Genomic DNA, 25501 nt, shown 5'->3' with positions numbered 1-25501 from the left:
CCGGCCCGGAACCGACACCGAACGACCCTATTTGGGGAGCACCGAATGAGCTTCGACGCCGATGAAGAAATCCTCCAGGACTTCCTGGTGGAGGCCGGCGAGATACTCGAGCAACTGTCCGAACAGCTGGTCGAGCTGGAAAGCCGTCCAGATGACATGGACCTGCTCAACGCGATCTTCCGAGGTTTCCATACCGTGAAGGGTGGGGCGGGCTTCCTCCAGCTGCATGCGCTGGTGGATTGCTGCCACATCGCGGAAAACGTCTTCGACATTCTGCGCAAGGGCGAGCGCAAGGTCGGCGCCGAGCTGATGGACGTGGTCCTGCAGGCGCTGGACAGCATCAACGAGATGTTCGACCAGGTGCGCGACCAGCGCGATCCGGTGCCGGCATCCCCGGAGCTGCTGGAGGCGCTGTCGCGCCTCGCAGAGCCGGAAGGCGCCGAGCTGCCGCCGGTGATCCAGGAAATGGTGGAGAAGGCGGAAAGCGCCGGCTACGCCGACATCACCGACGACGAGTTCGAACAGTTGCTCGACGCCCTCGAACCGCCCGCCGCGCATCCCGCCGCTGCGACCGCTGCGCCGGCCCCGGCCGATGGCGATGACGAGATCAGCGACGACGAGATCAGCGACGCCGAGTTCGAGGCGCTGCTCGACCAGTTGCACGGCAAGGGCAAGTTCGGCGGCGCGCCGTCCGCTCCGGCCCCGGCCGCCGCGGCGCAGTCCGCAGCGCCTGCGGCGGACGACGACGAGATCACCGACGACGAATTCGAGGCGCTGCTCGACCAGCTGCACGGCAAGGGCAAGTTCACCGGCGCCGTGGAAACCCCGCCCGCCGCCCCGGTCCAGCCTGCCGCGCCGGTACCGCCAGCCGCCGCGGCGGACAGCGAGCACATCAGCGAGGACGAGTTCGAGGCGCTGCTCGACCAGTTGCACGGCAAGGGCAAGTTCGGCGGCGCTCCCGCCGCCCCCGCCGCGCCGAAGCCGGCAGCGGCGGCCAGCGCCGCCGGGAAACCGGCGCGTGCAGCCGAGCCCCCGAAACCTGCGGCGGAGAAGGGCCACGAGGCGGAAACCACGGTGCGCGTGGATACCGCGCGGCTCGACGAGATCATGAACATGGTCGGCGAGCTGGTGCTGGTGCGTAACCGCCTGGTGCGCCTCGGCCTGAACAGCGAGGACGAAGCCATGGCCAAGGCCGTGGCCAACCTCGACGTGGTCACCGCCGACCTGCAGACGTCGGTGATGAAGACGCGCATGCAGCCGATCAAGAAGGTCTTCGGCCGCTTCCCGCGGCTGGTCCGCGACCTGGCGCGCAGCCTGAAGAAGGAAATCAGCCTGGAGCTGGTGGGCGAGGACACCGATCTCGACAAGAACCTGGTCGAGGCGCTGGCCGACCCGCTGGTGCACCTGGTGCGCAACGCCGTCGACCATGGCATCGAAAGCCCCGCGGAACGCGAGGCGGCGGGCAAGCCGCGGGTCGGCCAGGTGCTGCTGTCGGCCGAGCAGGAGGGCGACCACATCCTCCTGTCGATCTCCGACGACGGCCGTGGCATGGACCCCGACGTGCTGCGCGCCAAGGCGGTGGAGAAGGGCCTGCTGGATCGCGACGCCGCCGAGCGCCTGAGCGAATCCGACTGCTACAACCTGATCTTCGCCCCCGGCTTCTCGACCAAGACGGAGATTTCCGACGTCTCCGGCCGCGGCGTCGGCATGGACGTGGTGAAGACCCGCATCGCCCAGCTCAACGGCATCATCAACATCCACTCGGCCAAGGGCCAGGGCTCGAAGATCATCATCAAGGTGCCGCTGACCCTGGCGATCATGCCGACCCTGATGGTGATGCTGGAGAACCAGGCGTTCGCCTTCCCGCTGGTCAACGTCAGCGAGATCTTCCACCTCGACCTGTCGCGCACCAACGTGGTCGACGGCCAGGAAGTGGTGATCGTCCGCGACAAGGCGCTGCCGCTGTTCCATATCAAGCGCTGGCTGGTGCCCGAGGCCGCCTGCGAGAACCCCGGCGAGGGCCACGTGGTGATCATCGCGGTGGGCAACCAGCGCATCGGCTTCGTCGTCGACCAGCTGGTCGGCCAGGAGGAAGTGGTGATCAAGCCGCTGGGCAAGATGCTCCAGGGCACGCCCGGCATGGCCGGCGCCACCATCACCGGCGACGGGCGCATCGCCCTGATCCTCGACGTTCCCGGCATGCTCAAGCGCTACGCGCGGCGCGGCTGATCGAACGCGCGGGCCTCCCGGCCCGCGCGCATCCGCTTCAAGGAGTTCTTATGGTTGTCAAAGTCCTGGTGGTGGACGATTCCGGGTTCTTCCGCCGGCGCGTCTCGGAAATCCTCGCCGCCGATCCGCAGATCCAGGTGGTGGGCACCGCCACCAACGGCCGCGAGGCCATCGACCAGGCGCTGGCGCTGCGGCCCGACGTGATCACCATGGACTACGAGATGCCGACCATGGACGGTATCACCGCGGTGCGCCACATCATGCAGCGCTGCCCGACGCCGGTGCTGATGTTCTCCTCGCTGACCCACGAGGGCGCCCGCGTCACCCTCGATGCGCTGGATGCCGGCGCGGTGGACTACCTGCCGAAGAACTTCGACGAAGTCTCGCGCAACCCGGAAAAGGTCCGCCAGCTGCTCTGCGAGAAGGTCCACAGCATCGCCCGCAGCAACCGCCGCCACTATGGCGGCCTGGCCAGCGCGCCGGCCGCACAAACACCGGTCGCCGGTGTGCGCCCGGCGCCGAGTGCGCTGCCCCCGGCCTCGGCCGCGCCGAAGCGCAAGGCCTACCGGCTGGTGGCCATCGGCACTTCCACCGGCGGGCCGGTGGCGCTGCAGCGCGTGCTCTCGCAGCTGCCGGCGAACTTCCCGGCGCCGCTGCTGCTGGTCCAGCACATGCCGGCGGCCTTCACCCGCGCCTTCGCCGAGCGTCTGGACAAGCTCTGCCGGATCAGCGTCAGGGAAGCCGAGGAGGGCGACCTGCTGCGCCCCGGCCTGGCGCTGCTGGCGCCGGGCGGCAAGCAGATGATGGTGGACTCCCGCGGCGCGATCCGCATCCTTCCGGGTGATGAGCGCCTGAACTACAAGCCCTGCGTCGACGTGACCTTCGGCTCGGCGGCCAAGGCCTACGGCGACAAGGTGCTGGCGCTGGTGCTCACCGGCATGGGCGCCGACGGCCGCGAGGGCGCGCGCATGCTGCGCCAGAGCGGCAGCCAGGTGTGGGCCCAGGACGAGGCCAGCTGCGTGATCTACGGCATGCCGCTGGCGGTGGTGAAGGCCGGGCTGGCCGACGCGGTGTACGGCCTCGACGACATGCCGCGGCATCTGGTCGAAGCCTGCGCGGGGCCGCGCGACTGATGGATGTGCTGAGCCTCGTCGGCCTGATCCTCGCCCTGGTGGCGATAGTCGGCGGCAACTTCCTCGAAGGCGGCAACGTCGGCGCCCTGGCCAACGGCCCGGCGGCGCTGATCGTCCTCGGCGGAACCCTGGCGGCGGCGCTGGTGCAGACGCCGCTGCAGGTGCTCAAGCGCGCCGTGGTCATGCTCGGCTGGATGCTCTTCCCGCCGCGCATCGACCTGGAGGGCGGCATCCACCGCGTGGTCGGCTGGTCGATGACCGCGCGCAAGGAAGGCCTGCTGGGGCTGGAGGCGGTGGCCGACAGCGAGATCGATCCCTACGCGCGCAAGGGCCTGCAGCTGCTGGTGGATGGCGTCGAGCCGGAATCCATCCGCAGCATCCTCGAGGTCGACCTGTTCAACCAGGAGGAGCGCGACCTGCAGGCGGCGAAGGTGTTCGAGGCCATGGGCGGCTACGCGCCGACCATCGGCATCATCGGCGCGGTGATGGGCCTGATCCAGGTGATGGGCAACCTCGCCGATCCCAGCCAGCTCGGCGGTGGCATCGCCGTGGCCTTCGTCGCCACCATCTACGGCGTCGGCCTGGCCAACCTGCTGCTGCTGCCGGTGGGCAACAAGCTGAAGAGCATCGTGCTGCGCCACTCCAGCTACCGGGAGATGCTGATGGAGGGCCTGCTGTCCATCGCCGAGGGCGAGAACCCGCGTTCCATCGAACTGAAGCTGCAGGGCTTCAGCGGCTGACGGGGGCGCCATGGCACGTCGTCGGCAGCGGGTGGAACACGAGAACCAGGAACGCTGGCTGGTCTCCTACGCGGACTTCATCACCCTGCTGTTCGCCTTCTTCGTGGTGATGTACTCGATCTCCTCGATCAACGAAGGCAAGTACAAGATTCTTTCCGAGACCCTGACCGGCGTGTTCAACCAGCCGGAGCAGGCCATGCGGGCGATCCCCATCGGCGCGGAACGCCCGCGCACCACGCAGCAGGAGCAGTTGCCGCAGGTGCAGTCCGGCACGGCCGATGCCGACCCGCTGCAGCGGATCGCCGACAGCGTGCGCGCGGCGTTCGGCGACCTGATCGCCAGCGACCAGCTCAGCGTGCGCGGCAACGAGCAGTGGATCGAGATCACCCTCAATTCGGCCATGCTGTTCTCCAGCGGCGAGGCGATCCCCAACCAGGCGGCCTTCGCCATCATCGAGAAGGTCGCCGGGATTCTGGCGCCCTACGCCAACCCGGTGCGGGTAGAGGGCTTCACCGACAACGTGCCGATCCACAACGCGCGCTACCCGACCAACTGGGAGCTGTCCGCCGCCCGCGCCGCCAGCATCGTCCGCCTGCTGGCGCAGGACGGCGTCGATCCCGGCCGGCTGGCGGCGGTGGGCTACGGCGAATTCCAGCCGGTGGCGGACAACGCCGACGCCGAGGGCCGCGCGCGCAACCGCCGGGTGGTGCTGGTGGTGTCGCGCAACCTGGAGGTGCGCAACCCCGGTAGTGGCACCACGCCGCGCGATGCTGGCACGCAATCTGCACCTGCTTCTGCCGGCACGGTTTCCACTGGGGGAGCCGTCAATTCTTCGTCGGGCGGCTGATGGCCGGGGGACACGCATCATGAAAGTCTGGGCGGTTGCCAACCAGAAAGGTGGCGTTGGCAAGACCACATCGACCATTGCCCTGGCCGGCCTGCTGGCCGATGCCGGCAAGCGCGTGCTGGTGGTCGACCTCGACCCGCACGGCTCGATGACCAGCTATTTCGGCTACGATCCGGACGGCCTGGAACACAGCCTGTTCGACCTGTTCCAGCACCAGGGCCAGGTGCCGGACGGCCTGCCGCGCCGGCTGCTGCTGTCGACCAGCCACGAGAACCTCAGCCTGCTGCCCTCGAGCACCGCGCTGGCGACGCTGGAGCGCCAGGCGCCCGGGCAGAACGGCCTCGGCCTGGTGCTCTCGAAGAGCCTGGCGCAGCTGTGGAACGACTTCGACCACGCGATCATCGACAGCCCGCCGCTGCTCGGCGTGCTGATGGTCAACGCGCTGGCGGCCAGCCAGCACCTGGTGGTCCCGGTACAGACCGAGTTCCTCGCGCTGAAGGGGCTGGAGCGGATGCTCGCCACCCTGCAGATGATCAACCGCTCGCGGCGCCAGGCGCTGCCGTTCAGCATCGTGCCGACCCTGTTCGACCGCCGCACCCAGGCCTCCATCGGCACCCTGCGGGTACTGCGCGACAGCTATCCGGACAACCTCTGGCCGGCCTTCATCCCGATCGACACGCGCCTGCGCGACGCCAGCCGCAACGGCCTGGTGCCGTCGCGCTTCGATTCCAACAGCCGCGGGGTGATCGCCTATCGCGCGCTGCTGCAGCATCTGCTGAGCCGACAGCCGGCAGCGCAGGTGGCCTGAGCATGGATTCAAGTCCGGGCCGCCTCCTGCCGATACAGCGGCCAAGCCAACCGTGCGGATTTCCGTCATGAGCCATTCCGCTACCGCCACCCGCCCGCAGATCGCCCTGCAGTCGTACCTCGACGCGCTGCTGCAGGAGGCCACCTGCGCCGAGCCGGAAAGCAGCGTCAGCGCGGACGAGTTCCAGGCCGCGGTGCTGGAGGAGCAGATCCGCGATGCCCGCCTGCGCGAGCAGAAGCCCGTGGTCCCGCTGCTGCCGGACGCCATCGAACTGCGCCGCCCGGGCGCCGCGGAACTGCCCCCGGCGCCGCTGGCGCTGCTCGACGACGGCCGCCCGCAGTGGGCCGGCGAGCCGTTCGAGTGCCTGCTGTTCGACGTCGCCGGGCTGACCCTGGCGGTGCCGCTGGTGTGCCTCGGCTCGATCCATTCGCTGGAAGGCCGCGAGCTGACCCCGCTGATCGGCCAGCCGGACTGGTTCCTCGGCCTGCTGCCGGGCCGCGACGGCGGCAGCCTGAAGGTGCTGGACACCGCGCGCTGGGTGATGCCCGAGCGCTATCGCGACGACTACCGGCAGGGCCTGAAATACGTGATTTCCGTGCAGGGCTACGAGTGGGGGCTGGCGGTGCACCAGGTCAGCCGCTCGCTGCGCCTCGACCCGGCCGAGGTCAAGTGGCGCGGCCGCCGTCAGCAGCGGCCATGGCTGGCCGGCACGGTGATCGACCAGATGTGTGCGTTGCTCGACGTCTCGGCGCTGGCCGGGATGCTCGACGGCGGCAAACCCGGTTCCGGCAGGCCCTGAGCGCCGGAACCGACGAACAGACAGAAACGCCGCGCGGTCGCGGCTGCAGAAGAGGCGAGGGGATATGAGCAAAGTAGCAGCGCAAGGTGCCGAGGATCCGATCCTGCAGTGGGTGACCTTCCGCCTGGACAACGAGACCTACGGCATCAACGTGATGCAGGTGCAGGAAGTGCTGCGCTACAGCGAGATCGCGCCGGTACCGGGCGCGCCGTCCTACGTGCTGGGCATCATCAACCTGCGCGGCAACGTGGTGACGGTGATCGACACCCGCCAGCGCTTCGGCCTGGTCCCGGCGGCGGTCACCGACAACACGCGGATCGTCATCATCGAGGCGGATCGCCAGGTGGTCGGCATCCTGGTCGACAGCGTCGCCGAGGTCATCTACCTGCGCCAGTCGGAGATCGAGACCGCGCCGAACGTCGGCAACGACGAGTCGGCCAAGTTCATCCAGGGCGTGTGCAACAAGAACGGCGAACTGCTGATCCTGGTCGAGCTGGAAAAGATGCTCAGCGAGGAAGAGTGGTCGGAACTGGAGGCCATCTGAAATGCTGATCGCGCTGGTGGTTCTCGGCGTGGCCTGCGTCGCGCTGGCGGTGAGCATCGCCTTCCTGCTGCGCGACCAGCGCCGCCAGTCCGCGCTGCTCGCGCAGCAGGGCGGACAGCTGGCGGAGCTGGAGCAACGGCTGAAGGACGCCGGCAAGCGCGCCGAGACCTACCAGCAGGTCAGCGTGCGCCTCGGCGAGCAGCTGGGCGAATTGCGCGAGCAACTCGCGCCGCTGCCCGACCGCCTGACCCGCCTGGAGCAGCGCGACCCGTCCAGCCTGTCGTTCAGCCAGGCACAGCGGCTGGTCCAGCTCGGCGCCACCGCCGCCGATCTCAGCCAGAGCTGCGGCATCTCCCGCGCCGAGGCGGAACTGGTGACCCGCCTGCACCAGGCGCGCACCGGCAGCTGATCCCGTTCACTGCGCTGCCGTGGTGGTGCTGGTCACCTCGCGGTAGATCGTCTGCAGGTTGTCGGTGCGCTCGCGGGTGTTGGGGTGGCGCATCATCGGCGAGTTGACGATGTCGTAGACGTTCTCCGGCAGCGCGCCGGCGCCGCTTGCCGTGGCTCCGCCCAGCGGCTGCACCTGCGGCAGGTCCCTGACGAAGGCGTCGATCGACCTGGCCAGCGCCTGGCTGTCGGGATAGACGCGGCCGAGCATCTTCACCGCGCAGGAGTCGGCCTGCAGCTCCTGGTCGACGTGGTGCTGGGTGAACTGGCCCTTTTCCAGCCTGATGCGGTCGACCACGGCGGCCGGGTTGCCCTTGGCCGACTGCATGGTGTCCACCAGCTCTTCCTTCACCGTGAAGGAGTCCACCACCAGGCTCTGCATCTCCTTGGTCTCGTGGCGCTGCAGCACGTGGCCGATCTCGTGGGCCAGGGCGAAGTAGCCCTTGGCCTGGTGCTCGGGGGTGTCCAGCAGGCCCTGGTCGAGGTACAGGTAGCCGCCGGGCAGGGCCAGGGCGTTGCGCCCGTCGGTCTTCACGATGAACAGCTTGAAGCGGTAGTCGTAGGGCTCGCGGATGCTGGCGAGGATGTCGCTGAGCATCTTGTCCGCCGTCGGGTAGTACTTCCTGCCGAGCTTGCTGGTGCGCGACAGCAGGTCGGTGCGCTTGGCGTGCTGGCGCTCGGCGTAGAGCTCCTCGGCGGACATCGGCAGCCAGTTGAGCTGCTTGGCGGCCTGCTTGGTCGAGTCGGACAGCTTGCCGCCGTCGACGGCCGCCGTGGGTTTGGCTCCGCCGAGCATGCTGGTCAGCTGGCTGCTGACGCCCTTGAGGCCTTCCTTGACGCTGAACATGGTCATCGAGGCGACGTTGTCGGAGAGCCGGTAGGGCTGCACCAGGTCCGGGCAGTTCTTGTCGAGCACCACCGACGCGCGCGGCGAGAGGTGGGTGATTTCCTTCACATGCACGTCGTCGCCTGCCGTCGCCAGCGGATTCGGAATCGGCGATCCGCTGCACCCGGCCAGCAGCGCGCCGAGCGCCAGCGACCAGCGGATGGATGATGGACACAGGGTCATGAAGCCTCCCCGGACAGGCGCGGGCCTGTCACTTGAGTTGTTGGCGCAACTGGCGCACGAGCATGTCCCGCGCGCCGTAATAGCCTTCCTCGTCGAGAATCGCCGCCTGGTAGAGCAGGCGCAGGTTGCCGTCGCTCACTTCCTTGCCGACCTGGTCCAGGCGCTGGCGCACGTCGGGGTCGGCCTGCGCCTGGGCGTAGTTGGCCTGGGCCTGGGAGGGGTTGTAGGGGCGGTCTTCTTCGAGCTTGCGGCCGCCGGTCCGGCCGGTGTTCATCAGGCTGCCCCAGACGGAGGTGAGCGTGCCGCAGTCGGTGGGCGGGGCTTTATCTGCATTGACTGCTCTGAACAGTTCATTGCTGGCAGGGGATGAAGACTGCAGATCGCTCAGGCCGCGGCATTCGCCATAGGAGTTTCCAGCGACCAGTAGCAGCACGGTGGCGCAGGCATGGATGGGAGTCAGGGACATCGTTCGTCTCCTCTAATGGAAAAGGGTGAGCAGGGCCCAGCCCAGAAGGAGGAAGAAGATCAGGCGCCCCAGCCACTGCAATAGGGCTGGCCATCGCTTTTCCTTGAAAGAATCCAACGGTTCCAGGCCAAGGAAGCTCAGTCCCTGGTGATGGTGGGCTGGGTGGGAATATTTCCGTTCTTCCTGATCGATCGCCGCCTGCAACTGGTCCGGGCCGCCCGCGAACGCCAGTTTCAGTTCCTGCGCCAACTCACGACGCAACTGCAGTCCTTCCTTCACCGCGCCGTGCACCGCGCCGGTGAAGAAACTCTCGATCAGCATCCCCAGGGCGATGGGAATCGGTGATAGCCAGAGGTCGCTAAGGCCGAGCAGGTAGTAGGAAAGCAAGGTGACGCCTCCCACCAGCACGCACAGGCAGATACCCAGCCCGACCACCAGCAGAGGCGCGGAGCGCTTCTTGCCATCGCTACTGCTGAAACGCAGCGAGTAGTACCAATGCCAGCAGAAGGCGATGACCAGCCCGAAGAACAGGCCGATGGCGACTTCCAGGAGAAAGGCGACCAGATGGGAGAAATCGCTGGCCGGCTCCAGCAGGGAAAGAAATGCCGCTGCATGTATGTCGAGCCCATACAGGGGGCCCAGCGGTGTCAGATACAGATCGTCTTCTCCGTAAGAAGCTCCGAAGAACACCACCTGCTTCTCGTAGGATAAGTGTCCGATTCTGATCTTTTTATCGTTGTTCTCTTCTTTCGTGTCCTTGTCGTTGACTTTGAGCCAGAGGTGCCGGCCCAGAATCTCCTCGACATCAAAGCTGGGCAGCAGGGCGATATATTGACGGGGGCTGATCCAAAGCTGACCGCCTGCGTCGGCTTTTGCCAGGCAATTATTGATGGAGGCATTTGGTGAGAGCGTGCGGAAGGCGGTGGCAGCCAGTCCTTTTTCATTGCAGGCGATTTTGCTGATGAGTCCGTAACGTATGGAAAGGGTCGGGTCGCCGAATGCTATCCCTTTGTCTTCCATACGTTTCTGCCATTGTTGTGTGATGGCTGTTGCGCCGCTGTCTTCGCTGGGAAAGGGGGTCATCAACACCGTCTTGGTGACGCATTGCCTGCTTTCAAGCAAGCGGTACAGTTCTTCTTCGCAAACTGCTTCTTTGCGTTCCCCACTCAACAAATTCCTTTGTTCTTTACTTACACGACGCTTGTCGAGCGGAATGTGGCTTAGCAGGGTAGATGGCGAGAGATCCAGGTCGATGACCATGACTTTCGGGCTGCGCCCCTCAGGTCCGACGTAAAGCGCTTGCAGATCGTTCAGCAGCTCGCAGCGATTCAGCGGAGAGCGTCCGCGATAGTACTTTTCATGGCTGGCCGGTCCGATGGATACCACCGCAGTTGTGGCGCTCTGCTCCCTTGAGGTGGCGAAAGCGCTGCGGTTGCCAATGGCAAGGAATGCGTAGCTGTCGATCGCATCCAGCATATGGAACTGGTGATGGCCGATTGTCACCAGCGAGGCGACGACCAGCGCGGCAGGCAGGTGATGCAGGAGACCATGTATTCCATGGCCGAGCCAGCGAAGCGCGCCGAGGCAAAACTCGACCCCGCCCTGGAGCCAGGAAGCGAATGATCGCGGTGTTTCCGCCATGCCTGCGCGCTCCATGCCCCGGCAAAGCTCAGCCCCAGGGAATCAACCAATGACTGAGCAGGGCGAGCTGCCGCTGCCGTCGCTGCGTCACTGCGAGAGCCAAGGGCGGGCATCGGCACGATCGGGTGTCCGGAGATGGCAAGACGCTATTGCCAAAAATCTAGCATCCGGCGTCTCGCTGGCAACGACCTCTGATCGGGTCGGAGGCGCTCTAGATCGCACCTGTTAGGCTGATGAAACACTCCGCTTCACGGATGTTGAAGGTTTTTTCTGACTTGTTGTTCAGATTTGTCTGATGGGGGCAGGGCGGATGACCTTCTAGATTGTCCGACATTGTCGCTAATCCATGAAGGTCTCCCCAAATGTCGCCCAATCGACCCAGAGTGCTGGTGCTGTGTTCCCACCCCGGCCGTCTGCTGAACTACAGCGTTCTGCTCAATCGCCTGAATTTCTTCCACCTGAGCCTGTGCCAGAACCTGGAAGAAGTGCGCAAGGTACTGCTGAAGAAGAATCCCTATGCGCTGTTCATCTACGACGATTTCATTCCCGGCGTCGTCGAGCTCGCCACCCTGCGGCGGCTCAGCGAAAACCATTCGATCGGCCAGTTCCTGCTGACCGGCAGCTTCAACGAACAGGACAAGGCCCGGCTGTTCCAGTGGGCATGCGGCAGCCGGGTGCCGTTGCTGCAGGTGCTGGACAAGCCTTTCACCCTGAAGCAGCTGCGCGAAGTGACCAGTCGCATCCCCGGGGACGAGGCGATTCCGGAAGAGCCGCACTCCGCCAGTCACCAGGACAAGCGCATGCCGATGACGCCGGTCAGCGCCTGAGCGTGGTTGCTGTCGAGGTTTTCCGCATGGCTGGCGGTGGCGTAGAGGCTGAGCGCCGAATGCAGGTCCACCGTCACGCCGCCGGCCAGTTCCGCCGTACTGGAGCGGCGCCGGGTTTCCACCGGCGCGCTGCTGCCGAAACGCACTGAATCATCCCCGCCGAAGTCCTGCCAGAAATCGATCTTCAGATAGGGCCGCACCTGCGCCGAAGGCGTCCGCAGCGACACACCCAGGCGCGCGCTGAGCGGATTGGAATCCTCGAAATCGATGCTGGAAAAACGGTCGCGGGTCGATTCGAAATCCAGATGCTGCCAGACCAGTTGCGCCTGGGGCTCGATCTCCAGGTTGCCGCGCCGCGCGAAGGGATAGCCGAATTCCGCCGATGCGGCGACGCCCAGCACGCTCTGCAGCAGCAGGCGGCCGCTGCCGCTGTAGTCGCTGTCCAGATCGAGCCGGCTGCCCTGGGTGACGGCGATGTTTTCCAGGTTGTGCGGGCGACGCCATCCAGTTGCGTACTGACAAGCAGCAGGCGATCGCTGCCGGCGCCGCCGTCGAAACAGCTCAGGGCGGCCAGATTGGCGGCACCGGCATTGCTCAGGGCGGCGCTGTCGTCGCCATCGCCCAGCTGCACCAGGCTGCCGAGCAGGCCGCCGGAGAGGTGGAAGCTGTCGTTGCCCGCGCCCTGGCTCAGCACGCTGCTCTGGCTGTCGATACGCGCACCCGCAACGGGTAGATGGCCGGGGTGCTGGTGTCGCAGAGCACGCCGTCGCCGGATTGCGGGTCATGGATGTTGCAGGTGGCCTGCAGCTCCGGGGTGCCTGCCGGCAGGCTACAGAACAGCGCGAGTCGGGGGAGAGTGCGTCGTCGTGGGACGGAGCAGGGCGGTTTCATCGGCGCAGCTCCGAGGTTTTCGGTCTGGCACGGGCGGGGTGGGTCTGACCGGGATAGTTTTTCCGCACTGGCCAAATGTCCGGGGAATGCGCTCAGTCGCTGTCGGACGGCCCGGTGGAGGACGGCGCCGGGCTCTTGCCTTTCAGGTACCAGGCGAAGGCGATGATCTCGGCGATGCTGCGGTACAGCGCCTCGGGAATCGCCTCGCCCAGTTCCAGCCGCGCCAGCAGGCGCACCAGTTCGGCGTTCTCGTAGATCGGCACCTCGCAGTCGCGGGCGATGGCGAGGATGGCCTCGGCCAGTTCGTCGTCGCCCTTGGCGGAAAGGGTCGGGGCGTTCTGCCCGTCGTAGTTGAGCGCGATGGCCTGGCGCAGGGTCATGCCTGTTCGTCCACCCAGCGCTGTTCCACCGCCGTGCGTTCGCCGCGTGGCGGCTTGCCCTGGCGGCAGGACAGCTGGTTCACGCTGAGGCCGGCGTCGCAGAGACGCTGGCGCAGGTTGTCCAGCTCATGGTCGATGAGGCTGGCGGTGCTTTCCCGTTCCGCCCACAGCTGGCTGGACACCGCGCCGCGGGCGAGGCTGGCCTGCACCTGCAGCGGTCCGAGGCTGTCCAGGTCGAAGGCCAGTTCGACGTGCCAGATCATCTCGCCCTGCTGTTCCTGCGCGGCGCTGCGGTCTTCCTGCTGGATGCGCACCTGCAGCGGGGTCACGGAGCTTTGCTGGCGCATGGGGATTTCCGTCTGCCAGGTGGTCAGCAGGGTGCCGTCCGGCAGCCGGTCGCTCTGCGCCAGGCTGCTCAACTGGTGGGTCTGCAGTCGCGCCACGGCGGCGGCGGCCAGCTTGAGCAGGGTTTCCAGGTCGCCGCTTTCCTGCAGGCCGGCCAGCAGCCGGCTGGAGAGGGGGAAGGCCGCTTCCTCGCCACGTCCACCGATCTGGCCGAGGGTGCCGCGGAGCAGGGCGGGCAGGCGATTGCCGTCGCCCAGGCTGGCGAGCAGGGCAGGATTGATCGTGGCCTGGCTCGGCAGCAGGGTGGCGATCAGGCGCAGCAGGTTGGCCTTGAAGTCGTGCTGTCCGGGCGCGCCATGCAGCAGCCCGGACTCGAGGAAGCCGCCGCTGTGCAGCAGGGCTTGCGCCAGGCCGCGCGGATCGGCGAGCTGGCGGGCGTCGGGGAGGCCGGCGAGCAGGCTGTCGACGGCCTGGCGCAGTCCGGACGGCAGTCCATCGGCCTGGTCGAGACCGCGCAGGGCGTCGAACAGCGCCGGCAGCGCGGCCTGGCGACCCTGCTGGGTGGCGAGCTGGCGGCCTATCTCCAGCCGTTCCATGCGCGCCGAAGGTGGCAGGAACAACAGCGCCTGGCTGGCCTGGACCTGGGCGCTGAGCAGGCTGCCGACCGACAGCGGGCGCGCCGATTCCAGGCTGAGCACGCGCTCGGCCAGCGGGCTGTCGAGCACCCGCAGCAGCACGCGGTAGAGCGGCTGCTGCGCCGGCTGCGATTCGATCCGTTCGCTGGACAGCACCTTGCCCTGCAGCAGGGTGCCGGGTGGAAGCTGGTCGAGGTCGATCTGCGTCAACGGTGCTTCGCTGCGCTGCGCCAGCAGGCTGGCGGCGAGGCGGGTGGGCGACAGCGCGGCGATGTTCAGCTGGCTGCCCTGGGCCAGCGGCTGCGGACTCTCGGCGGTGGCGATGGTCTGCCGGCCGTCCGCCAGGGTCAGGCGCAGCAGCAGCTGGAAGCTCGCCTGGGCGGCCTTGACCCCCAGCACCTCGGCCGTGGCGCTGGAGCCGGGCGGCAAAAGGTCGCCGAGGCTGCGGAGCAGCTGCAACGGCACTTCCACCGCGCTCGCCTGGCTGCGGGGCGGGGGAAGGGAAGGGAGCGGGCGGATGGCGCCAATCTCGCTCGGCATGCGGCAACAACCTGTTGAAAAGCTGACTTCGGGGCCGGGACTGGCCGTGTATAATGCCGCACCGTCCAGCGGGCGGCCGCCCATTAGCACCTTATATATAGCGGCCTGTACCCCGCCGACTTGAATACGATTCGTCAGCTTGCCCAATGGGTTCCGATACCTTGACCTCGCCGCTTCTCGAAACCGTTGCTCTCGCCTGCGAGCGGGACTGGCGCATGCTCTTCGAGCGCCTCGACCTGCGTCTGGCGGCGGGGGAGATGCTGCAGGTGGTCGGCCCCAATGGCAGTGGCAAGACCAGCCTGCTGCGCCTGCTCTGCGGGCTGATGCAGCCGACCGCCGGCCTGGTGCGGCTGAACGGCAAGCCGCTGCAGGAGCAGCGCGGCGAACTGGCGCGGATTCTCCTGTGGATCGGCCATGCCGCCGGCATCAAGGGCCTGCTCACCGCCGAGGAAAATCTCGCCTGGCTCTGCGCCCTGCATCGTCCGGCCAATCGCGAGGCGATCTGGCAGGCGCTGGCGGCGGTCGGCCTGCGCGGGTTCGAGGACGTTCCCTGCCATACCCTGTCCGCCGGCCAGCAGCGCCGCGTCGCCCTGGCCCGGCTGTATCTGGATGCGCCGCCGCTGTGGATCCTCGACGAACCCTTCACCGCCCTCGACAAGCAGGGCGTGGCGCAGCTCGAGGAGCATCTGGCGCAGCACTGCGAGCGTGGCGGCCTGGTGGTGCTGACCACCCACCACACGCTGCAGCGCATGCCCGCCGGCTATCGCGCGCTGGATCTCGGCCAGCACGGCCGCGAAGCCGCCCGCCAGGCGCCGGAGCGCGTGCATGAGTAACGTCTTCACCCTGCTGCTGTCCCGCGAGGCGCGCCTGCTGTTCCGCCGCCCGGCCGAACTGGCCAACCCGCTGGTGTTCTTCGCCATCGTCATCGCCCTGTTCCCGCTGGCGGTGGGGCCGGAAACCCAGTTGCTGCAGACCCTCTCGCCGGGGCTGGTGTGGGTCGCCGCGCTGCTGGCGGTGCTGCTGTCGCTGGACGGCCTGTTCCGCAGCGACTTCGAAGATGGTTCACTGGAGCAGTGGGTCCTTTCGCCGCACCCCCTGCCTCTTCTGGTCCTGGCCAAGGTGCTGGCACACTGGCTGATTTCCGGGCTGGCGCTGGTCCTGCTGGCCCCGCTGTTCGCCCTGATGCTCGGCCTGCCGGGCCGCTGCCTGCCGGTGCTGCTGCTTTCGCTGCTGCTGGGCACCCCGATCCTGAGCCTGCTCGGCGCGGTCGGCGCGGCGCTGACCGTCGGCCTGAAGCGTGGCGGCCTGCTGCTGGCGCTGCTGATACTGCCGCTGTACATACCGGTACTGATTCTCGGCAGCGGCGCCCTGCAGGCTTCGCTGCAAGGACTGCCGACCGCCGGGCACCTGCTCTGGCTGAGCAGTCTCACGGCGTTAGCATTGACGCTGACGCCATTCGCCATAGCCGCCGGGCTGAAGATCAGCGTCGGTGAATGAACGACCGCCGGACCGGGAAGCGGGACCGACGGCAGTGTGAAGAGCCCTGATACACAGAGCCTGATGATGAACTGGACTTGGTTTCACAAGCTTGGGTCGCCCAAGTGGTTCTACGAGATCAGCGGACGCTGGCTGCCCTGGTTCGCCATCGCCGCCGTGCTGCTGATGGCCATCGGCATCGTCTGGGGGCTGGCCTTCGCGCCGCCGGACTACCAGCAGGGCGACAGCTTCCGCATCATCTACATCCACGTGCCGGCGGCGTTCCTCGCCCAGTCCTGCTACGTGATGCTGGCGGTGGCCGGCGCCATCGGCCTGATCTGGAAGATGAAGATCGCCGACGTCGCCGTGCAGTGCGCCGCGCCCATCGGCGCCTGGATGACCTTCGTCGCGCTGGTCACCGGCGCCATCTGGGGCAAGCCGACCTGGGGCACCTGGTGGGTGTGGGACGCGCGCCTGACCTCGATGCTGATCCTGCTGTTCCTCTATTTCGGCGTCATCGCCCTCGGCCAGGCCATCACCAACCGCGACAGCGCGGCCAAGGCCTGCGCGGTGCTGGCCATCGTCGGCGTGGTGAACATCCCGATCATCAAGTACTCGGTGGAGTGGTGGAACACCCTGCACCAGCCGGCCACCTTCACCCTCACCGAAAAGCCGCCGATGCCGCCGGATATGTGGATTCCGCTGCTGCTGATGGTGCTCGGCTTCTACTGCTTCTTCGCCGCGGTACTGCTGATGCGCATGCGCCTGGAGGTGCTCAAGCGCGAATCGCGCGCGTCCTGGGTGAAGGCGGAAGTGGAGCGCGCGCTATGAGTTTCCAGTCGTTCGGCGAGTTCATCGCCATGGGCCATCACGGGCCCTATGTATGGTCGGCATACGCCATCAGCCTGGCGGTGCTGGCAATCAACGTGGCGGCGCCGATGCTGGCGCGCCGGCGTTACCTGCAAGAAGAGGCGCGTCGTCTGCGCCGGGAGGCCAACAAGTGAATCCGGTCCGCAAGAAGCGCCTGTACATCGTTCTCGCCATCGTCGCCGGTGTCGGCGTCGCCGTGGCCCTGGCGCTTTCCGCGCTGCAGCAGAACATCAACCTGTTCTACACGCCGACCCAGATCGCCAACGGCGAGGCGCCGCAGGACACCCGCATCCGCGCCGGCGGCATGGTCGAGAAGGGCTCGCTGAAGCGCTCGGCCGACTCGCTGGACGTCGAGTTCGTGGTCACCGACTTCGCCAGGGAAGTCACGGTGAAGTACCGCGGCATCCTGCCTGACCTGTTCCGCGAAGGGCAGGGCATCGTCGCCCTCGGCAGGCTGGACGCCAACGGCGTGCTGACCGCCGACGAGGTGCTGGCCAAGCACGACGAGAAATACATGCCGCCGGAAGTGACCAAGGCGCTCAAGGAGAGCGGCAAGATGGGCGAGTACGAAGCCGGCCAGAACACCACGGCGCAGGGGAGCAACTGAGCATGATTCCCGAACTCGGCCACCTCTCGCTGATCCTCGCGCTGTGCATGGCGCTGGTGATGTCCAGCTTCCCGCTGGTCGGCGCCTGGCGCGGCGACCGTCAATGGATGAGCCTGGCGCGCCCGGCGGCCTGGGGGCAGTTCGCCTTCCTGGTGTTCGCCTTCGCCTGCCTGGCCTGGGCCTTCCTCCACGATGATTTCTCCGTCGCCTACGTGGCGAGCAACTCCAACAGCGCGCTGCCCTGGTACTACAAGCTCAGCGCCGTGTGGGGCGCCCACGAGGGCTCGCTGCTGCTCTGGGCGCTGATCCTCGGCGGCTGGACCTTCGCCGTGTCGATCTTCTCCCGCCAGTTGCCGGAAGTGATGCTGTCCCGCGTGCTGGCGGTGATGGGCATGATCAGCACCGGCTTCCTGCTGTTCCTGATCGTCACCTCCAACCCGTTCAGCCGCCTGCTGCCGCAGGCGCCGGCCGACGGCAACGACCTCAACCCGCTGCTGCAGGACCCGGGCCTGATCTTCCACCCGCCGATGCTCTACATGGGCTACGTCGGCTTCTCGGTGGCCTTCGCCTTCGCCATCGCCGCGCTGCTCGGCGGCCGCCTCGACGCCGCCTGGGCGCGCTGGTCGCGGCCGTGGACCCTGGTGGCCTGGACCTTCCTCGGCATCGGCATCGTGCTCGGCTCCTGGTGGGCCTACTACGAACTCGGCTGGGGCGGCTGGTGGTTCTGGGACCCGGTGGAAAACGCCTCGTTCATGCCCTGGCTGGTCGGCACCGCGCTGATCCATTCGCTGGCGGTGACCGAGAAGCGCGGCGTGTTCAAGAGCTGGACCGTGCTGCTGGCCATCGCCGCCTTCTCCCTCAGCCTGCTCGGCACCTTCCTCGTGCGTTCCGGCGTACTGACCTCGGTGCACGCCTTCGCCTCCGACCCGGAGCGCGGCGTGTTCATCCTCGCCTTCCTGCTGCTGGTGGTCGGCGGCTCGCTGACCCTGTTCGCCCTGCGCGCGCCGGTGGTCAAGAGCCAGGTCGGCTTCGCCCTGTGGTCGCGCGAGACCCTGCTGCTGCTGAACAACGTGGTGCTGGTGGTGACCGCCTCGATGATCCTCCTCGGCACCCTCTACCCGCTGGTGCTGGACGCCATCTCCGGCGCCAAGCTGTCGGTCGGCCCGCCGTACTTCAACGCTCTGTTCGTGCCGCTGATGGCGGCGCTGATGCTGGCGGTCGCGGTCGGTGTGCTGGTGCGCTGGAAGGACACCCCGACCCGCTGGCTGCGCGGCATGCTGACGCCGGTGCTGATCGGCACCGCGGTCCTCGGCGTGGCCGCCGCCTTCCTCTATGGCAACTTCCACTGGGAAGTGCTGGTGGTGTTCCTGCTCGCCGCCTGGGTGGTGCTGGCCGGCGTGCGCGACTTCTTCGACAAGGTCCGCCACAAGGGTGTGGTCGCCGGCGCGGCGAGCCTGAACCGCAGCTACTGGGGCATGCAGCTGGCGCACCTGGGCATCGCGGTGTGCGCCATCGGCGTGGTGCTGACCAGCCAGTTCAGCGCCCAGCGCGACCTGCGCATGGCGCCGGGCGAGTCGGTGGAGCTGGCCGGCTACCAGTTCCGCTTCGAGGGCACGAAGCATTTCGAAGGCCCGAACTTCACCTCGGACAAGGGCACCGTCCGCGTGACCCGCGACGGTGAGGAAGTCACCGTGCTGCATCCGGAGAAGCGCCTGTACACCGTGCAGAGCTCGATGATGACCGAGGCCGGCATCTACGGCAGCCTGACCCAGGACCTCTACGTCGCCCTCGGCGAGCCGCTGGAAAACGGTGCCTGGGCGGTGCGCGTGCACATCAAGCCGTTCGTCCGCTTCATCTGGCTGGGCGGCCTGCTGATGGCCTTCGGCGGACTGCTGGCGGCGCTCGACCGGCGCTACCGGGTGAAAGTGAAAACACGTGTACGCGAGGCCCTCGGCCTCGTCGGACAGGGGGCCTGAGTGTGAAGCGTGCGATCCTGCTGTTGCCGCTGGCGATTTTCCTGGTCGTCGCGGTATTCCTTTTCCGCGGCCTCTGGCTCGACCCCAGCGAACTGCCGTCGGCGCTGATCGGCAAGCCGTTCCCGGCATTCTCCCTGCCCAGCGTCGGCGATCCGCAGAAGACCCTGACCGAGGCCGACCTCAAGGGCCGCCCGGCGCTGGTCAACGTCTGGGGCACCTGGTGCCCGACCTGCCGCTTCGAGCATCCGGTGCTGACCGAGCTGGCCAGGCAGGGCGTGGTGATCCACGGGATCAACTACAAGGACGACAACGCCGCCGCGCAGAAGTGGCTGAACGAACTGCACAACCCCTACCAGCTGAGCATCCGCGACGAGCAGGGCACCCTCGGCCTCGACCTCGGCGTGTACGGCGCGCCGGAGACCTACATCATCGACAAGGACGGCATCATCCGCCACAAGCTGGTCGGTGCGGTGGACGAGAAGGTCTGGCGCGAGCAACTGGCGCCGATCTACCAGGGGCTGGTCGACGAGGCCAACGGCAAATGAAGCGCCTGCTCGCCACCTTCGTCCTGAGCCTTGCGCTGGGCGGTCTCGCCCATGCGGCCATCGATACCTACGAGTTCGCCAACGACGCCCAGCGCGAGCGCTTCCGCGAGCTGACCACCGAACTGCGCTGCCCGAAGTGCCAGAACCAGGACATCGCCGATTCCAACGCGCCGATCGCCGCCGACCTGCGCAAGCAGATCTTCGAGCAGCTGCAGCAGGGCAAGAGCAACCAGCAGATCGTCGAGTACATGGTCGCCCGCTACGGCGAGTTCGTCCGCTACCGGCCGGCGATCACCTCGCGCACCTGGCTGCTCTGGTTCGGCCCGGCCGCGCTGCTGCTGCTCGGCGTGATCGTCATCGGCGCCATCGTGGTGCGCCGCAGGCGTCCTGCCGGCGCCGCTTCCGGCAGCCTGTCCGCCGAGGAACAGGCGCGCCTCGCCGCATTGTTGAAGAATCAAGCGCAGGATAACCAAGACAAATGATCGACTTCTGGCTCGCCGCCGGCCTTCTGCTGCTGGTCGCCCTGGCTTTCCTGCTGATTCCGCTGCTGCGCGGCCGCCGCGCCCAGGCCGAGGAAGACCGCACCGCTCTCAACGTCGCCCTGTACCAGGAGCGCCTCGCCGAGCTGGACGCCCAGCATGACGCCGGCACCCTCGACGATGCCCAACTGGCCGCCGGCCGCGCCGAAGCCGCCCGCGAACTACTGGCCGATACCGAGGGCGGCGACGAGGATCGCCGCTCCCGCCTCGGCCGCGCCGCGCCGCTGATCGCCGCCGTGCTGCTGCCGGTGCTCGGCCTGGCGCTCTATATGCACTGGGGCGCCAGCGACAAGGTCGAGCTGGCCCGCGAATTCGCCACTGCGCCGCATTCCATGGAAGAGATGACCGCGCGCCTGGAACGGGCGGTGAAGGCCCAGCCGGATTCCGCCGAGGGCTGGTATTTCCTCGGTCGCACCTACATGACCCAGGAGCGCGTCGAGGACGCCGCCAGGGCCTTCGAGCAGGCCGCGCGGCTGAGCAACCGCCAGCCGGAAGTGCTCGGCCAGTGGGCGCAGGCGCTGTACTTCGCCGGCGGCAAGAAGATGACCGACCAGGTGCGTTCGCTGGCCGACGAGGCCTTGAAAGGCGATCCTCAGGAAGTCACCACCCTCGGCCTGCTCGGCATCGCCGCCTTCGAGGACAGCGACTACGCCGGTGCGGTGAAGTACTGGGAGCGTCTGGTGGCGGTGCTGCCGGCGGACGATCCGTCGCGCTCGGCGCTCCAGGGCGGCATCGAGCGCGCCCGCCAGCGCATGGCCGATCGCGGCGAAACCCCGCCCGCCAGCAGCCAGCCGGCTCCGGCCAGCGGCGTGACGCTGACCGTGCGGGTCGACATCGCCGACGCGCTGAAAGCCCAGGTCAAGCCCGACGATTCGGTCTTCGTCTTCGCCCGCGCGGTCAGCGGCCCGCCCATGCCGCTGGCGGTCAAGCGCATCAAGGTCGCCGACCTGCCCAGCGAAGTGGCGCTCAGCGACGCCGATGCGATGATGCCGCAGCTGAAGCTCTCCAACTTCCCCCAGGTGCAGCTCGTCGCCCGGATCTCCCGCTCCGGCAATGCCACTGCCGGCGAATGGATCGGACGCAGCCAGCCGTTGTCTACAGCCAGCGCTGGAGAGCAGGCGGTGACCATCGACAGCCCGGACCAGCGCTGACGCAAGAGGGGAGAGCATGAAGGCAAGAATCCTGGCGCTTGGCGCCCTGTTGGCACTTGGCGGCTGCGTGGTGCAGCCGCCGCAGCCGGAACCCCAGCCGCCGGTGCCGCCGCCGAGCAGGCCGGAGGTGATCCCTCCTCCGGTGAAGGCGCCGCCGAAGACCACCATCACCCCGCAGCCTTCCGCCCCCGCGAAGTCCAGCCATCCTCCGCAGTTCGCTCCTCCGCCGGGCGGCAAGGGCCGCTGGGACGCCAGCCTGGGCGTCTACGTGATCCAGGGCGCCAACGAGCTGTACTACCGCCAGCGCACCTACTACCACTGGAACCACGGCTGGTTCTGGAGCGTCAGCCCGCAGGGGCCGTGGACGGCGACCGACAGCAGCGGTATCCCGCCGGGGCTCACCCGCCGGCATGCGGCGGACTGATCCCGGGGCGTAGGGGCGTAGGGGCGTAGGGGTGGATGAGGTTTTTTTCATCCACCATTGCGGGACCGCGTGCGCGGCCATGGTGGATCGATGAAGCGTGATCCACCCTACGTCAGCCCCACATCCATCATGCACACCACACGTTAACGCCCCCCATCACCGATCAGTCGCATTGCCCGCAAGCCATGCGGCGGGCATAGTCCGTCTCCTGCAACCTTGAAGGAGCCGAGGAAATGAGCGAAAGGGTTCTGCGACTGGCGGCCGACGCCGGTCTGGATGCCGAGCGCGCCGCGCTGGATGAGGTGTTCGGCGGGCGCAGCGATGGCCGCCTGCTGTTCTGGCGCCCGGAATGCCGGGCCCTGGTGATGCCGCGCCGCCTCAGCCGGCTGGAAGGCTTCGCCGAGGCCGAGCGGCTGTGCCGTGACAAGGGCTGGCCGATCGCCCTGCGCGATACCGGCGGCGAGCCGGTGCCGCAGTCCCCGGCGGTGCTCAACGTGGCGCTGGCCTACGCCATTCCTGTCAGCGACAACGAACAGACGCGCATCGAGACCGCCTACCTGCGCCTCTGCCAGCCGATCTGCGACTGGCTGGCGGCGCTCGGCCTGGAGTCCGGCCTCGGCGAAGTGGACGGGGCCTTTTGCGATGGCCGCTACAACGTCAACATCGGCGGCCGCAAGCTGGTCGGCACCGCCCAGCGCTGGCGCCGGCGACAGGGCGACGGGCGCTATGTGGTGCTGGCCCACGGCGCGATCCTGATGGAGAACCAGCGCGACGAAATGGTCGAGGTGGTCAATGCTTTCTACCAGGCCTGCGCGCTGGACGACCGCTGCCGCCCGGGTAGCCACGTGGCGCTGGAAGAGCATCACGCGCGGCCCTGGGAACAGGTCGACGCGCTGGCCGGACATTTCCAGCGGCATCTGCTGAACCAGGGGATTTCCCTTGCGGTCTGAGCCCGCTTCCTCCACCAGCCAAGGAAGACCGATGAGTCGAATCCTCCCCGACATCCGCATCGCCACGCCGACCCAGGGGGGACGCTGAGCATGGAACATGGAGCCAGCTACCTGACTTCGGCGGTGGTGTTCCTGCTCGCCGCGGTGTTCATGGTGCCCCTCGCCAAGCGCCTGCAACTGGGCGCGGTGCTCGGCTACCTGCTGGCCGGCGTGCTGATCGGCCCGTCGGTGCTGCGCCTGGTCGAGGACCCGGAAAGCGTCTCCCGGCTTTCCGAACTGGGCGTGGTGCTGCTGCTGTTCATCATCGGCCTGGAGCTGTCGCCGAAACGCCTGTGGGTGATGCGCAAGTCGGTGTTCGGCGTCGGCATGCTGCAGGTGCTGCTGACCGCCCTGGTGATCGGCGCGGTGTCGCTGCTCTTCGGCCAGTCCGGGAAGATCGCCATCGTCCTTGGCGGCGGCCTGGCGCTGTCGTCCACGGCCTTCGGCCTGCAGATCCTCGCCGAGCGCAAGCAGCTGACCGCCCCTCACGGCCGCCTGGCCTTCGCCATCCTGCTGTTCCAGGACATCGCGGCGATTCCGCTGATCGCCATGATTCCGCTGCTTGGCGCCCACGCCAACGAGGAGGCTCCCGGCGGCGATCTGGCCCATCTCTTCGAGATCGTCGGCAGCATCGCCGTGGTGGTGGTCGGCGGACGCTTCCTGTTGCGCCCGGTGTTTCGCACCGTGGCGAAGACCGGCCAGACCGACCTCTCCACCGCCACCGCGCTGCTGGTGGTGGTAGGGACCGCCTGGCTGATGGAGCAGGCCGGCGTGTCCCCGGGGCTTGGCGCCTTCCTCGCCGGCCTGCTGCTGGCCGATTCGGAGTACCGCCACGAGCTGGAATCGCAGATCGAGCCGTTCAAGGGGCTGCTGCTCGGGCTGTTCTTCATCGGCGTGGGCATGAGCGCCGACCTCGGCCTGCTGCTCAGTTCACCGTTCAGCGTGATCGGCCTGACCCTGCTGCTGTTGCTGATCAAGCTGCCGCTGCTGTACTGGATCGGCCGTATTGCCGGCGGGCTGGACAAGGGCGGCGCGGTGCGCCTCGGGCTGGTGCTGGCGGCGGGCGGCGAATTCGCCTTCGTGGTGTTCAAGCTGGCGCTGGCCGAGGCCATCCTGGATGCCGACCTGCACGGCAAGCTGGTGCTGTGCATCACCTTGTCTATGGCGCTGACACCGCTGATGGTGGTGGCCTTCGCGCGGATGGCGAAGAACGCGCCGGCGCCGGCCCAGCCGGAACCGACCACCGACTTCCAGTACGTCGAGGTCGACGAGCCGCGCGTGGTGATCGCCGGCATGGGCCGCATGGGGCAGGTCATCGCGCGGATACTGCGCGCCCAGGGCGTGCCCTTCGTCGCCCTCGACACCTCGGTGGACGCCATCGAGCTGACCCGCAGCTACGGCAACCTGCCGATCTTCTACGGCAATCCGCTGCGTCCGGAAATCCTGCGCGCGGTGAAGGCGGAGAAGGCCGAGTTCTTCGTGGTCGCCACCAACGACCCGGAAACCAACATGGAAACCACGCGACTGGTGCGCAAGCTCTACCCGCACCTGAAGATCATCGCCCGCGCGCGCAACCGCCAGCACGTCTACCACCTGCTGGACATGGACGCCCGGCCGGTGCGCGAGACCTTCCACTCCAGCCTGGAGATGAGCCGGATGATCCTGCAGGGCATCGGCCTCAGCGAGGGCCAGGTGCAGGCGCGCATCCGCCGCTTCATCCAGCACGACGACGAAGTGCTGATGGCCCAGTACGCGGTCTATGACGACGACCAGGCGGTGGTGCAGACCACCCGCGAGGCGCGGGCGGACCTGGAAACCCTGTTCGCCGGGGATCAGTTCAAGGAAAAGGAAAGCTAGAAGCGTTCGTTCGGCAACAGATAGCGCCATTCGCCGACCGGGAGTTTCGCCATGGAAACCCCGCCCAGGCGAATGCGCCGGATCGCCAATACCTGCAGGCCGACTGCCTGGCACATATAGGCGATCTGCCCGGGGCGGAACTGCTTGCCGGCGAAGCGCAGGCGGTTTTCGCTCTGCCAGCTGACCTTCAGCGGCGGTAACGGCCGGCCCTGCCAGACCAGACCATGACAGAGCCGGCGCAGTCCGTTCTCGGCGAGGTTGCCGGAGACTTCCACCACGTACTCGTGTTCGATCTGCGCCGCGTCCTCTATCAGCTTGCGCAGCACGCCATGGCTCTGGGTAAAGACCAGCAGGCCGCTGGCCCCGGTCTCCAGCGGGATGGTCGCCTGCAGGCGGGCGAAGTGCTTGCGCAGCGGCCGCAGCCCGGAGCGGTCCTCTGCCCAGAGATGCGCCGGGTCGAGCAGCCGCAGCGTCCCTGCTTCAGCGATATCCACCGGCTTGTGCAGGAGCAGAGTGACCGGCTCGATGGTCGTTGGCGTCGCGCCGGGCAGCAGTTCGATGCGCTGGTCGGTGACACGGTACTGCGGTTCTTCCACGCGCTTGCCGTCGACCGTGATCCAGCCGCCCTCAATGTAGAGTTCGGCCTCGCGGCGCGAGCAGGGCAGCAGTTCGGCGAGGCGTTTGGAAAGGCGGACGGGATCGGTCATGTCAGGCAGCCGGAAGAGA

The 25501-nt window shown here is 67.6% G+C and carries 29 protein-coding genes; 22 read left to right on the top strand and 7 right to left on the bottom strand.

Annotation, left to right across the window (positions count from 1 at the left end):
* Positions 1–45: 45 nt before the first annotated feature.
* The 8 genes from BLR75_RS14485 (at position 46) to BLR75_RS14450 (ending at position 7509) form a co-directional block, all read left to right on the top strand.
* Complete coding sequence (locus tag BLR75_RS14485; RefSeq protein ID WP_084311321.1) at positions 46–2229, top strand: chemotaxis protein CheA; 2184 nt, start codon at positions 46–48, stop codon at positions 2227–2229.
* Between the two features lie 50 nt (positions 2230–2279).
* A complete protein-coding gene (locus BLR75_RS14480; RefSeq protein WP_084311320.1) occupies positions 2280–3362 on the top strand; it encodes a protein-glutamate methylesterase/protein-glutamine glutaminase in 1083 nt (360 codons plus the stop codon).
* Complete coding sequence (locus BLR75_RS14475) at positions 3362–4102, top strand: flagellar motor protein (RefSeq protein WP_084311319.1); 741 nt, start codon at positions 3362–3364, stop codon at positions 4100–4102. The genes BLR75_RS14480 and BLR75_RS14475 overlap by 1 nt, the downstream gene beginning before the upstream one ends.
* A gap of 10 nt (positions 4103–4112) precedes the next feature.
* Positions 4113–4949, top strand: coding sequence for a flagellar motor protein MotD (gene motD, locus BLR75_RS14470; protein ID WP_084311318.1), 837 nt, complete (start codon positions 4113–4115; stop codon positions 4947–4949).
* Between the two features lie 19 nt (positions 4950–4968).
* Entirely contained in the window at positions 4969–5757 is a 789-nt protein-coding gene (locus BLR75_RS14465; protein ID WP_084311317.1) for a ParA family protein, read from the top strand.
* A 67-nt stretch (positions 5758–5824) separates the two neighbouring features.
* Positions 5825–6556, top strand: coding sequence for a CheW domain-containing protein (locus BLR75_RS14460; protein ID WP_084311316.1), 732 nt, complete (start codon positions 5825–5827; stop codon positions 6554–6556).
* Between the two features lie 64 nt (positions 6557–6620).
* The gene (locus BLR75_RS14455) at positions 6621–7100 is read left to right on the top strand and encodes a chemotaxis protein CheW (RefSeq protein ID WP_084311315.1); all 480 of its coding nucleotides are present in this window, start codon (positions 6621–6623) and stop codon (positions 7098–7100) included.
* A gap of 1 nt (position 7101) precedes the next feature.
* Positions 7102–7509, top strand: coding sequence for a DUF2802 domain-containing protein (locus BLR75_RS14450; protein WP_084311314.1), 408 nt, complete (start codon positions 7102–7104; stop codon positions 7507–7509).
* Positions 7510–7515: 6 nt separating this feature from the next.
* Here the strand turns inward: BLR75_RS14450 and BLR75_RS14445 are convergent, their stop codons facing one another.
* The 3 genes from BLR75_RS14445 to BLR75_RS14435 are packed head-to-tail and all read right to left on the bottom strand — an operon-like array spanning position 7516 to position 10723.
* Positions 7516–8616, bottom strand: a complete 1101-nt coding sequence (locus BLR75_RS14445; RefSeq protein ID WP_084311313.1) for a M48 family metalloprotease — start codon at positions 8614–8616, stop codon at positions 7516–7518.
* A 28-nt stretch (positions 8617–8644) separates the two neighbouring features.
* Positions 8645–9082: a hypothetical protein gene (locus BLR75_RS14440; RefSeq protein WP_084311312.1), complete on the bottom strand. Its 438-nt coding sequence runs from the start codon at positions 9080–9082 to the stop codon at positions 8645–8647.
* Between the two features lie 12 nt (positions 9083–9094).
* On the bottom strand, positions 9095–10723 hold the full coding sequence (locus BLR75_RS14435; protein WP_139207027.1) for a CHASE2 domain-containing protein: 1629 nt from the start codon (positions 10721–10723) through the stop codon (positions 9095–9097).
* Between the two features lie 389 nt (positions 10724–11112).
* Between BLR75_RS14435 and BLR75_RS14430 the strand changes: the two genes are divergently transcribed.
* On the top strand, positions 11113–11550 hold the full coding sequence (locus BLR75_RS14430; protein WP_139207026.1) for a hypothetical protein: 438 nt from the start codon (positions 11113–11115) through the stop codon (positions 11548–11550).
* Here BLR75_RS14430 and BLR75_RS26750 read toward each other — a convergent pair.
* On the bottom strand, positions 11508–11951 hold the full coding sequence (locus tag BLR75_RS26750; protein ID WP_169720237.1) for an autotransporter domain-containing protein: 444 nt from the start codon (positions 11949–11951) through the stop codon (positions 11508–11510). The two genes, BLR75_RS14430 and BLR75_RS26750, sit on opposite strands and share 43 nt — an antisense overlap.
* A 107-nt stretch (positions 11952–12058) precedes the next feature.
* Here BLR75_RS26750 and BLR75_RS26745 point away from each other — a divergent pair, with 107 nt between their 5' ends.
* Positions 12059–12283: a hypothetical protein gene (locus BLR75_RS26745; RefSeq protein ID WP_169720236.1), complete on the top strand. Its 225-nt coding sequence runs from the start codon at positions 12059–12061 to the stop codon at positions 12281–12283.
* 250 nt (positions 12284–12533) lie between these two features.
* Here BLR75_RS26745 and BLR75_RS14420 read toward each other — a convergent pair whose 3' ends face one another.
* Both BLR75_RS14420 and fliK read right to left on the bottom strand, forming a co-directional pair.
* Positions 12534–12821, bottom strand: a complete 288-nt coding sequence (locus BLR75_RS14420) for an EscU/YscU/HrcU family type III secretion system export apparatus switch protein (protein ID WP_084311309.1) — start codon at positions 12819–12821, stop codon at positions 12534–12536.
* Positions 12818–14341: a flagellar hook-length control protein FliK gene (gene fliK, locus BLR75_RS14415; protein ID WP_084311308.1), complete on the bottom strand. Its 1524-nt coding sequence runs from the start codon at positions 14339–14341 to the stop codon at positions 12818–12820. Before fliK ends, BLR75_RS14420 begins: the two co-directional genes overlap by 4 nt.
* Positions 14342–14487: 146 nt before the next feature.
* Here fliK and ccmA point away from each other — a divergent pair, with 146 nt between their 5' ends.
* From ccmA to BLR75_RS14355, 12 genes are all read left to right on the top strand, one after another.
* Positions 14488–15174, top strand: a complete 687-nt coding sequence (gene ccmA, locus BLR75_RS14410; protein ID WP_090416081.1) for a cytochrome c biogenesis heme-transporting ATPase CcmA — start codon at positions 14488–14490, stop codon at positions 15172–15174.
* Positions 15167–15838 (top strand): heme exporter protein CcmB, encoded by a 672-nt coding sequence (ccmB, locus tag BLR75_RS14405; RefSeq protein ID WP_084311307.1) that lies wholly within the window; start codon positions 15167–15169, stop codon positions 15836–15838. The genes ccmA and ccmB overlap by 8 nt, the downstream gene beginning before the upstream one ends.
* A 63-nt stretch (positions 15839–15901) precedes the next feature.
* A complete protein-coding gene (locus tag BLR75_RS14400) occupies positions 15902–16648 on the top strand; it encodes a heme ABC transporter permease (RefSeq protein WP_090416080.1) in 747 nt (248 codons plus the stop codon).
* A complete protein-coding gene (gene ccmD / locus BLR75_RS14395; RefSeq protein WP_084311305.1) occupies positions 16645–16821 on the top strand; it encodes a heme exporter protein CcmD in 177 nt (58 codons plus the stop codon). Before BLR75_RS14400 ends, ccmD begins: the two co-directional genes overlap by 4 nt.
* Entirely contained in the window at positions 16818–17294 is a 477-nt protein-coding gene (gene ccmE / locus BLR75_RS14390; RefSeq protein ID WP_084311304.1) for a cytochrome c maturation protein CcmE, read from the top strand. Before ccmD ends, ccmE begins: the two co-directional genes overlap by 4 nt.
* Positions 17295–17296: 2 nt before the next feature.
* The gene (locus BLR75_RS14385; RefSeq protein ID WP_084311303.1) at positions 17297–19270 is read left to right on the top strand and encodes a heme lyase CcmF/NrfE family subunit; all 1974 of its coding nucleotides are present in this window, start codon (positions 17297–17299) and stop codon (positions 19268–19270) included.
* A gap of 2 nt (positions 19271–19272) precedes the next feature.
* The gene (gene dsbE / locus BLR75_RS14380) at positions 19273–19815 is read left to right on the top strand and encodes a thiol:disulfide interchange protein DsbE (protein ID WP_084311302.1); all 543 of its coding nucleotides are present in this window, start codon (positions 19273–19275) and stop codon (positions 19813–19815) included.
* Complete coding sequence (locus BLR75_RS14375; protein ID WP_084311301.1) at positions 19812–20297, top strand: cytochrome c-type biogenesis protein; 486 nt, start codon at positions 19812–19814, stop codon at positions 20295–20297. The genes dsbE and BLR75_RS14375 overlap by 4 nt, the downstream gene beginning before the upstream one ends.
* Positions 20294–21505: a c-type cytochrome biogenesis protein CcmI gene (gene ccmI, locus BLR75_RS14370; RefSeq protein WP_084311300.1), complete on the top strand. Its 1212-nt coding sequence runs from the start codon at positions 20294–20296 to the stop codon at positions 21503–21505. The genes BLR75_RS14375 and ccmI overlap by 4 nt, the downstream gene beginning before the upstream one ends.
* A 16-nt stretch (positions 21506–21521) precedes the next feature.
* Complete coding sequence (locus BLR75_RS14365) at positions 21522–21929, top strand: hypothetical protein (RefSeq protein ID WP_084311299.1); 408 nt, start codon at positions 21522–21524, stop codon at positions 21927–21929.
* Positions 21930–22162: 233 nt separating this feature from the next.
* Positions 22163–22879, top strand: a complete 717-nt coding sequence (locus tag BLR75_RS14360) for a lipoate--protein ligase family protein (protein ID WP_084311298.1) — start codon at positions 22163–22165, stop codon at positions 22877–22879.
* Between the two features lie 90 nt (positions 22880–22969).
* A complete protein-coding gene (locus BLR75_RS14355) occupies positions 22970–24775 on the top strand; it encodes a monovalent cation:proton antiporter-2 (CPA2) family protein (protein WP_084311297.1) in 1806 nt (601 codons plus the stop codon).
* Here the strand turns inward: BLR75_RS14355 and BLR75_RS14350 are convergent.
* Positions 24772–25482 (bottom strand): rRNA pseudouridine synthase, encoded by a 711-nt coding sequence (locus tag BLR75_RS14350; protein WP_084311296.1) that lies wholly within the window; start codon positions 25480–25482, stop codon positions 24772–24774. The two genes, BLR75_RS14355 and BLR75_RS14350, sit on opposite strands and share 4 nt — an antisense overlap.
* Positions 25483–25501: the final 19 nt, after the last annotated feature.

It is taken from the genome of Pseudomonas jinjuensis (genome assembly GCF_900103845.1).
GTDB classification, from domain to species: Bacteria; Pseudomonadota; Gammaproteobacteria; order Pseudomonadales; family Pseudomonadaceae; genus Pseudomonas; species Pseudomonas jinjuensis.
The sequence above is the reverse complement of the archived record's forward strand: the minus strand, read 5'-3'. Positions and strand labels throughout refer to the sequence as shown.

Bases quoted from the DNA above. Each gene is read 5' to 3' on its own strand.
- BLR75_RS14355 (WP_084311297.1), top strand. From the start codon at position 22,970: ATGGAACATGGAGCCAGCTACCTGACTTCGGCGGTGGTGTTCCTGCTC.
- BLR75_RS14350 (WP_084311296.1), bottom strand. From the start codon at position 25,482: ATGACCGATCCCGTCCGCCTTTCCAAACGCCTCGCCGAACTGCTGCCC.
- BLR75_RS14365 (WP_084311299.1), top strand. From the start codon at position 21,522: ATGAAGGCAAGAATCCTGGCGCTTGGCGCCCTGTTGGCACTTGGCGGC.
- BLR75_RS14450 (WP_084311314.1), top strand. From the start codon at position 7,102: ATGCTGATCGCGCTGGTGGTTCTCGGCGTGGCCTGCGTCGCGCTGGCG.
- ccmB (WP_084311307.1), top strand. From the start codon at position 15,167: ATGAGTAACGTCTTCACCCTGCTGCTGTCCCGCGAGGCGCGCCTGCTG.
- BLR75_RS14440 (WP_084311312.1), bottom strand. From the start codon at position 9,082: ATGTCCCTGACTCCCATCCATGCCTGCGCCACCGTGCTGCTACTGGTC.
- BLR75_RS14485 (WP_084311321.1), top strand. From the start codon at position 46: ATGAGCTTCGACGCCGATGAAGAAATCCTCCAGGACTTCCTGGTGGAG.
- BLR75_RS14385 (WP_084311303.1), top strand. From the start codon at position 17,297: ATGATTCCCGAACTCGGCCACCTCTCGCTGATCCTCGCGCTGTGCATG.
- BLR75_RS14375 (WP_084311301.1), top strand. From the start codon at position 19,812: ATGAAGCGCCTGCTCGCCACCTTCGTCCTGAGCCTTGCGCTGGGCGGT.
- BLR75_RS14475 (WP_084311319.1), top strand. From the start codon at position 3,362: ATGGATGTGCTGAGCCTCGTCGGCCTGATCCTCGCCCTGGTGGCGATA.
- fliK (WP_084311308.1), bottom strand. From the start codon at position 14,341: ATGCCGAGCGAGATTGGCGCCATCCGCCCGCTCCCTTCCCTTCCCCCG.
- BLR75_RS14435 (WP_139207027.1), bottom strand. From the start codon at position 10,723: ATGGCGGAAACACCGCGATCATTCGCTTCCTGGCTCCAGGGCGGGGTC.
- BLR75_RS14455 (WP_084311315.1), top strand. From the start codon at position 6,621: ATGAGCAAAGTAGCAGCGCAAGGTGCCGAGGATCCGATCCTGCAGTGG.
- motD (WP_084311318.1), top strand. From the start codon at position 4,113: ATGGCACGTCGTCGGCAGCGGGTGGAACACGAGAACCAGGAACGCTGG.
- BLR75_RS14480 (WP_084311320.1), top strand. From the start codon at position 2,280: ATGGTTGTCAAAGTCCTGGTGGTGGACGATTCCGGGTTCTTCCGCCGG.
- BLR75_RS14360 (WP_084311298.1), top strand. From the start codon at position 22,163: ATGAGCGAAAGGGTTCTGCGACTGGCGGCCGACGCCGGTCTGGATGCC.
- BLR75_RS14400 (WP_090416080.1), top strand. From the start codon at position 15,902: ATGATGAACTGGACTTGGTTTCACAAGCTTGGGTCGCCCAAGTGGTTC.
- ccmA (WP_090416081.1), top strand. From the start codon at position 14,488: ATGGGTTCCGATACCTTGACCTCGCCGCTTCTCGAAACCGTTGCTCTC.
- BLR75_RS14420 (WP_084311309.1), bottom strand. From the start codon at position 12,821: ATGACCCTGCGCCAGGCCATCGCGCTCAACTACGACGGGCAGAACGCC.
- ccmI (WP_084311300.1), top strand. From the start codon at position 20,294: ATGATCGACTTCTGGCTCGCCGCCGGCCTTCTGCTGCTGGTCGCCCTG.
- ccmD (WP_084311305.1), top strand. From the start codon at position 16,645: ATGAGTTTCCAGTCGTTCGGCGAGTTCATCGCCATGGGCCATCACGGG.
- BLR75_RS14445 (WP_084311313.1), bottom strand. From the start codon at position 8,616: ATGACCCTGTGTCCATCATCCATCCGCTGGTCGCTGGCGCTCGGCGCG.
- BLR75_RS14460 (WP_084311316.1), top strand. From the start codon at position 5,825: ATGAGCCATTCCGCTACCGCCACCCGCCCGCAGATCGCCCTGCAGTCG.
- BLR75_RS14465 (WP_084311317.1), top strand. From the start codon at position 4,969: ATGAAAGTCTGGGCGGTTGCCAACCAGAAAGGTGGCGTTGGCAAGACC.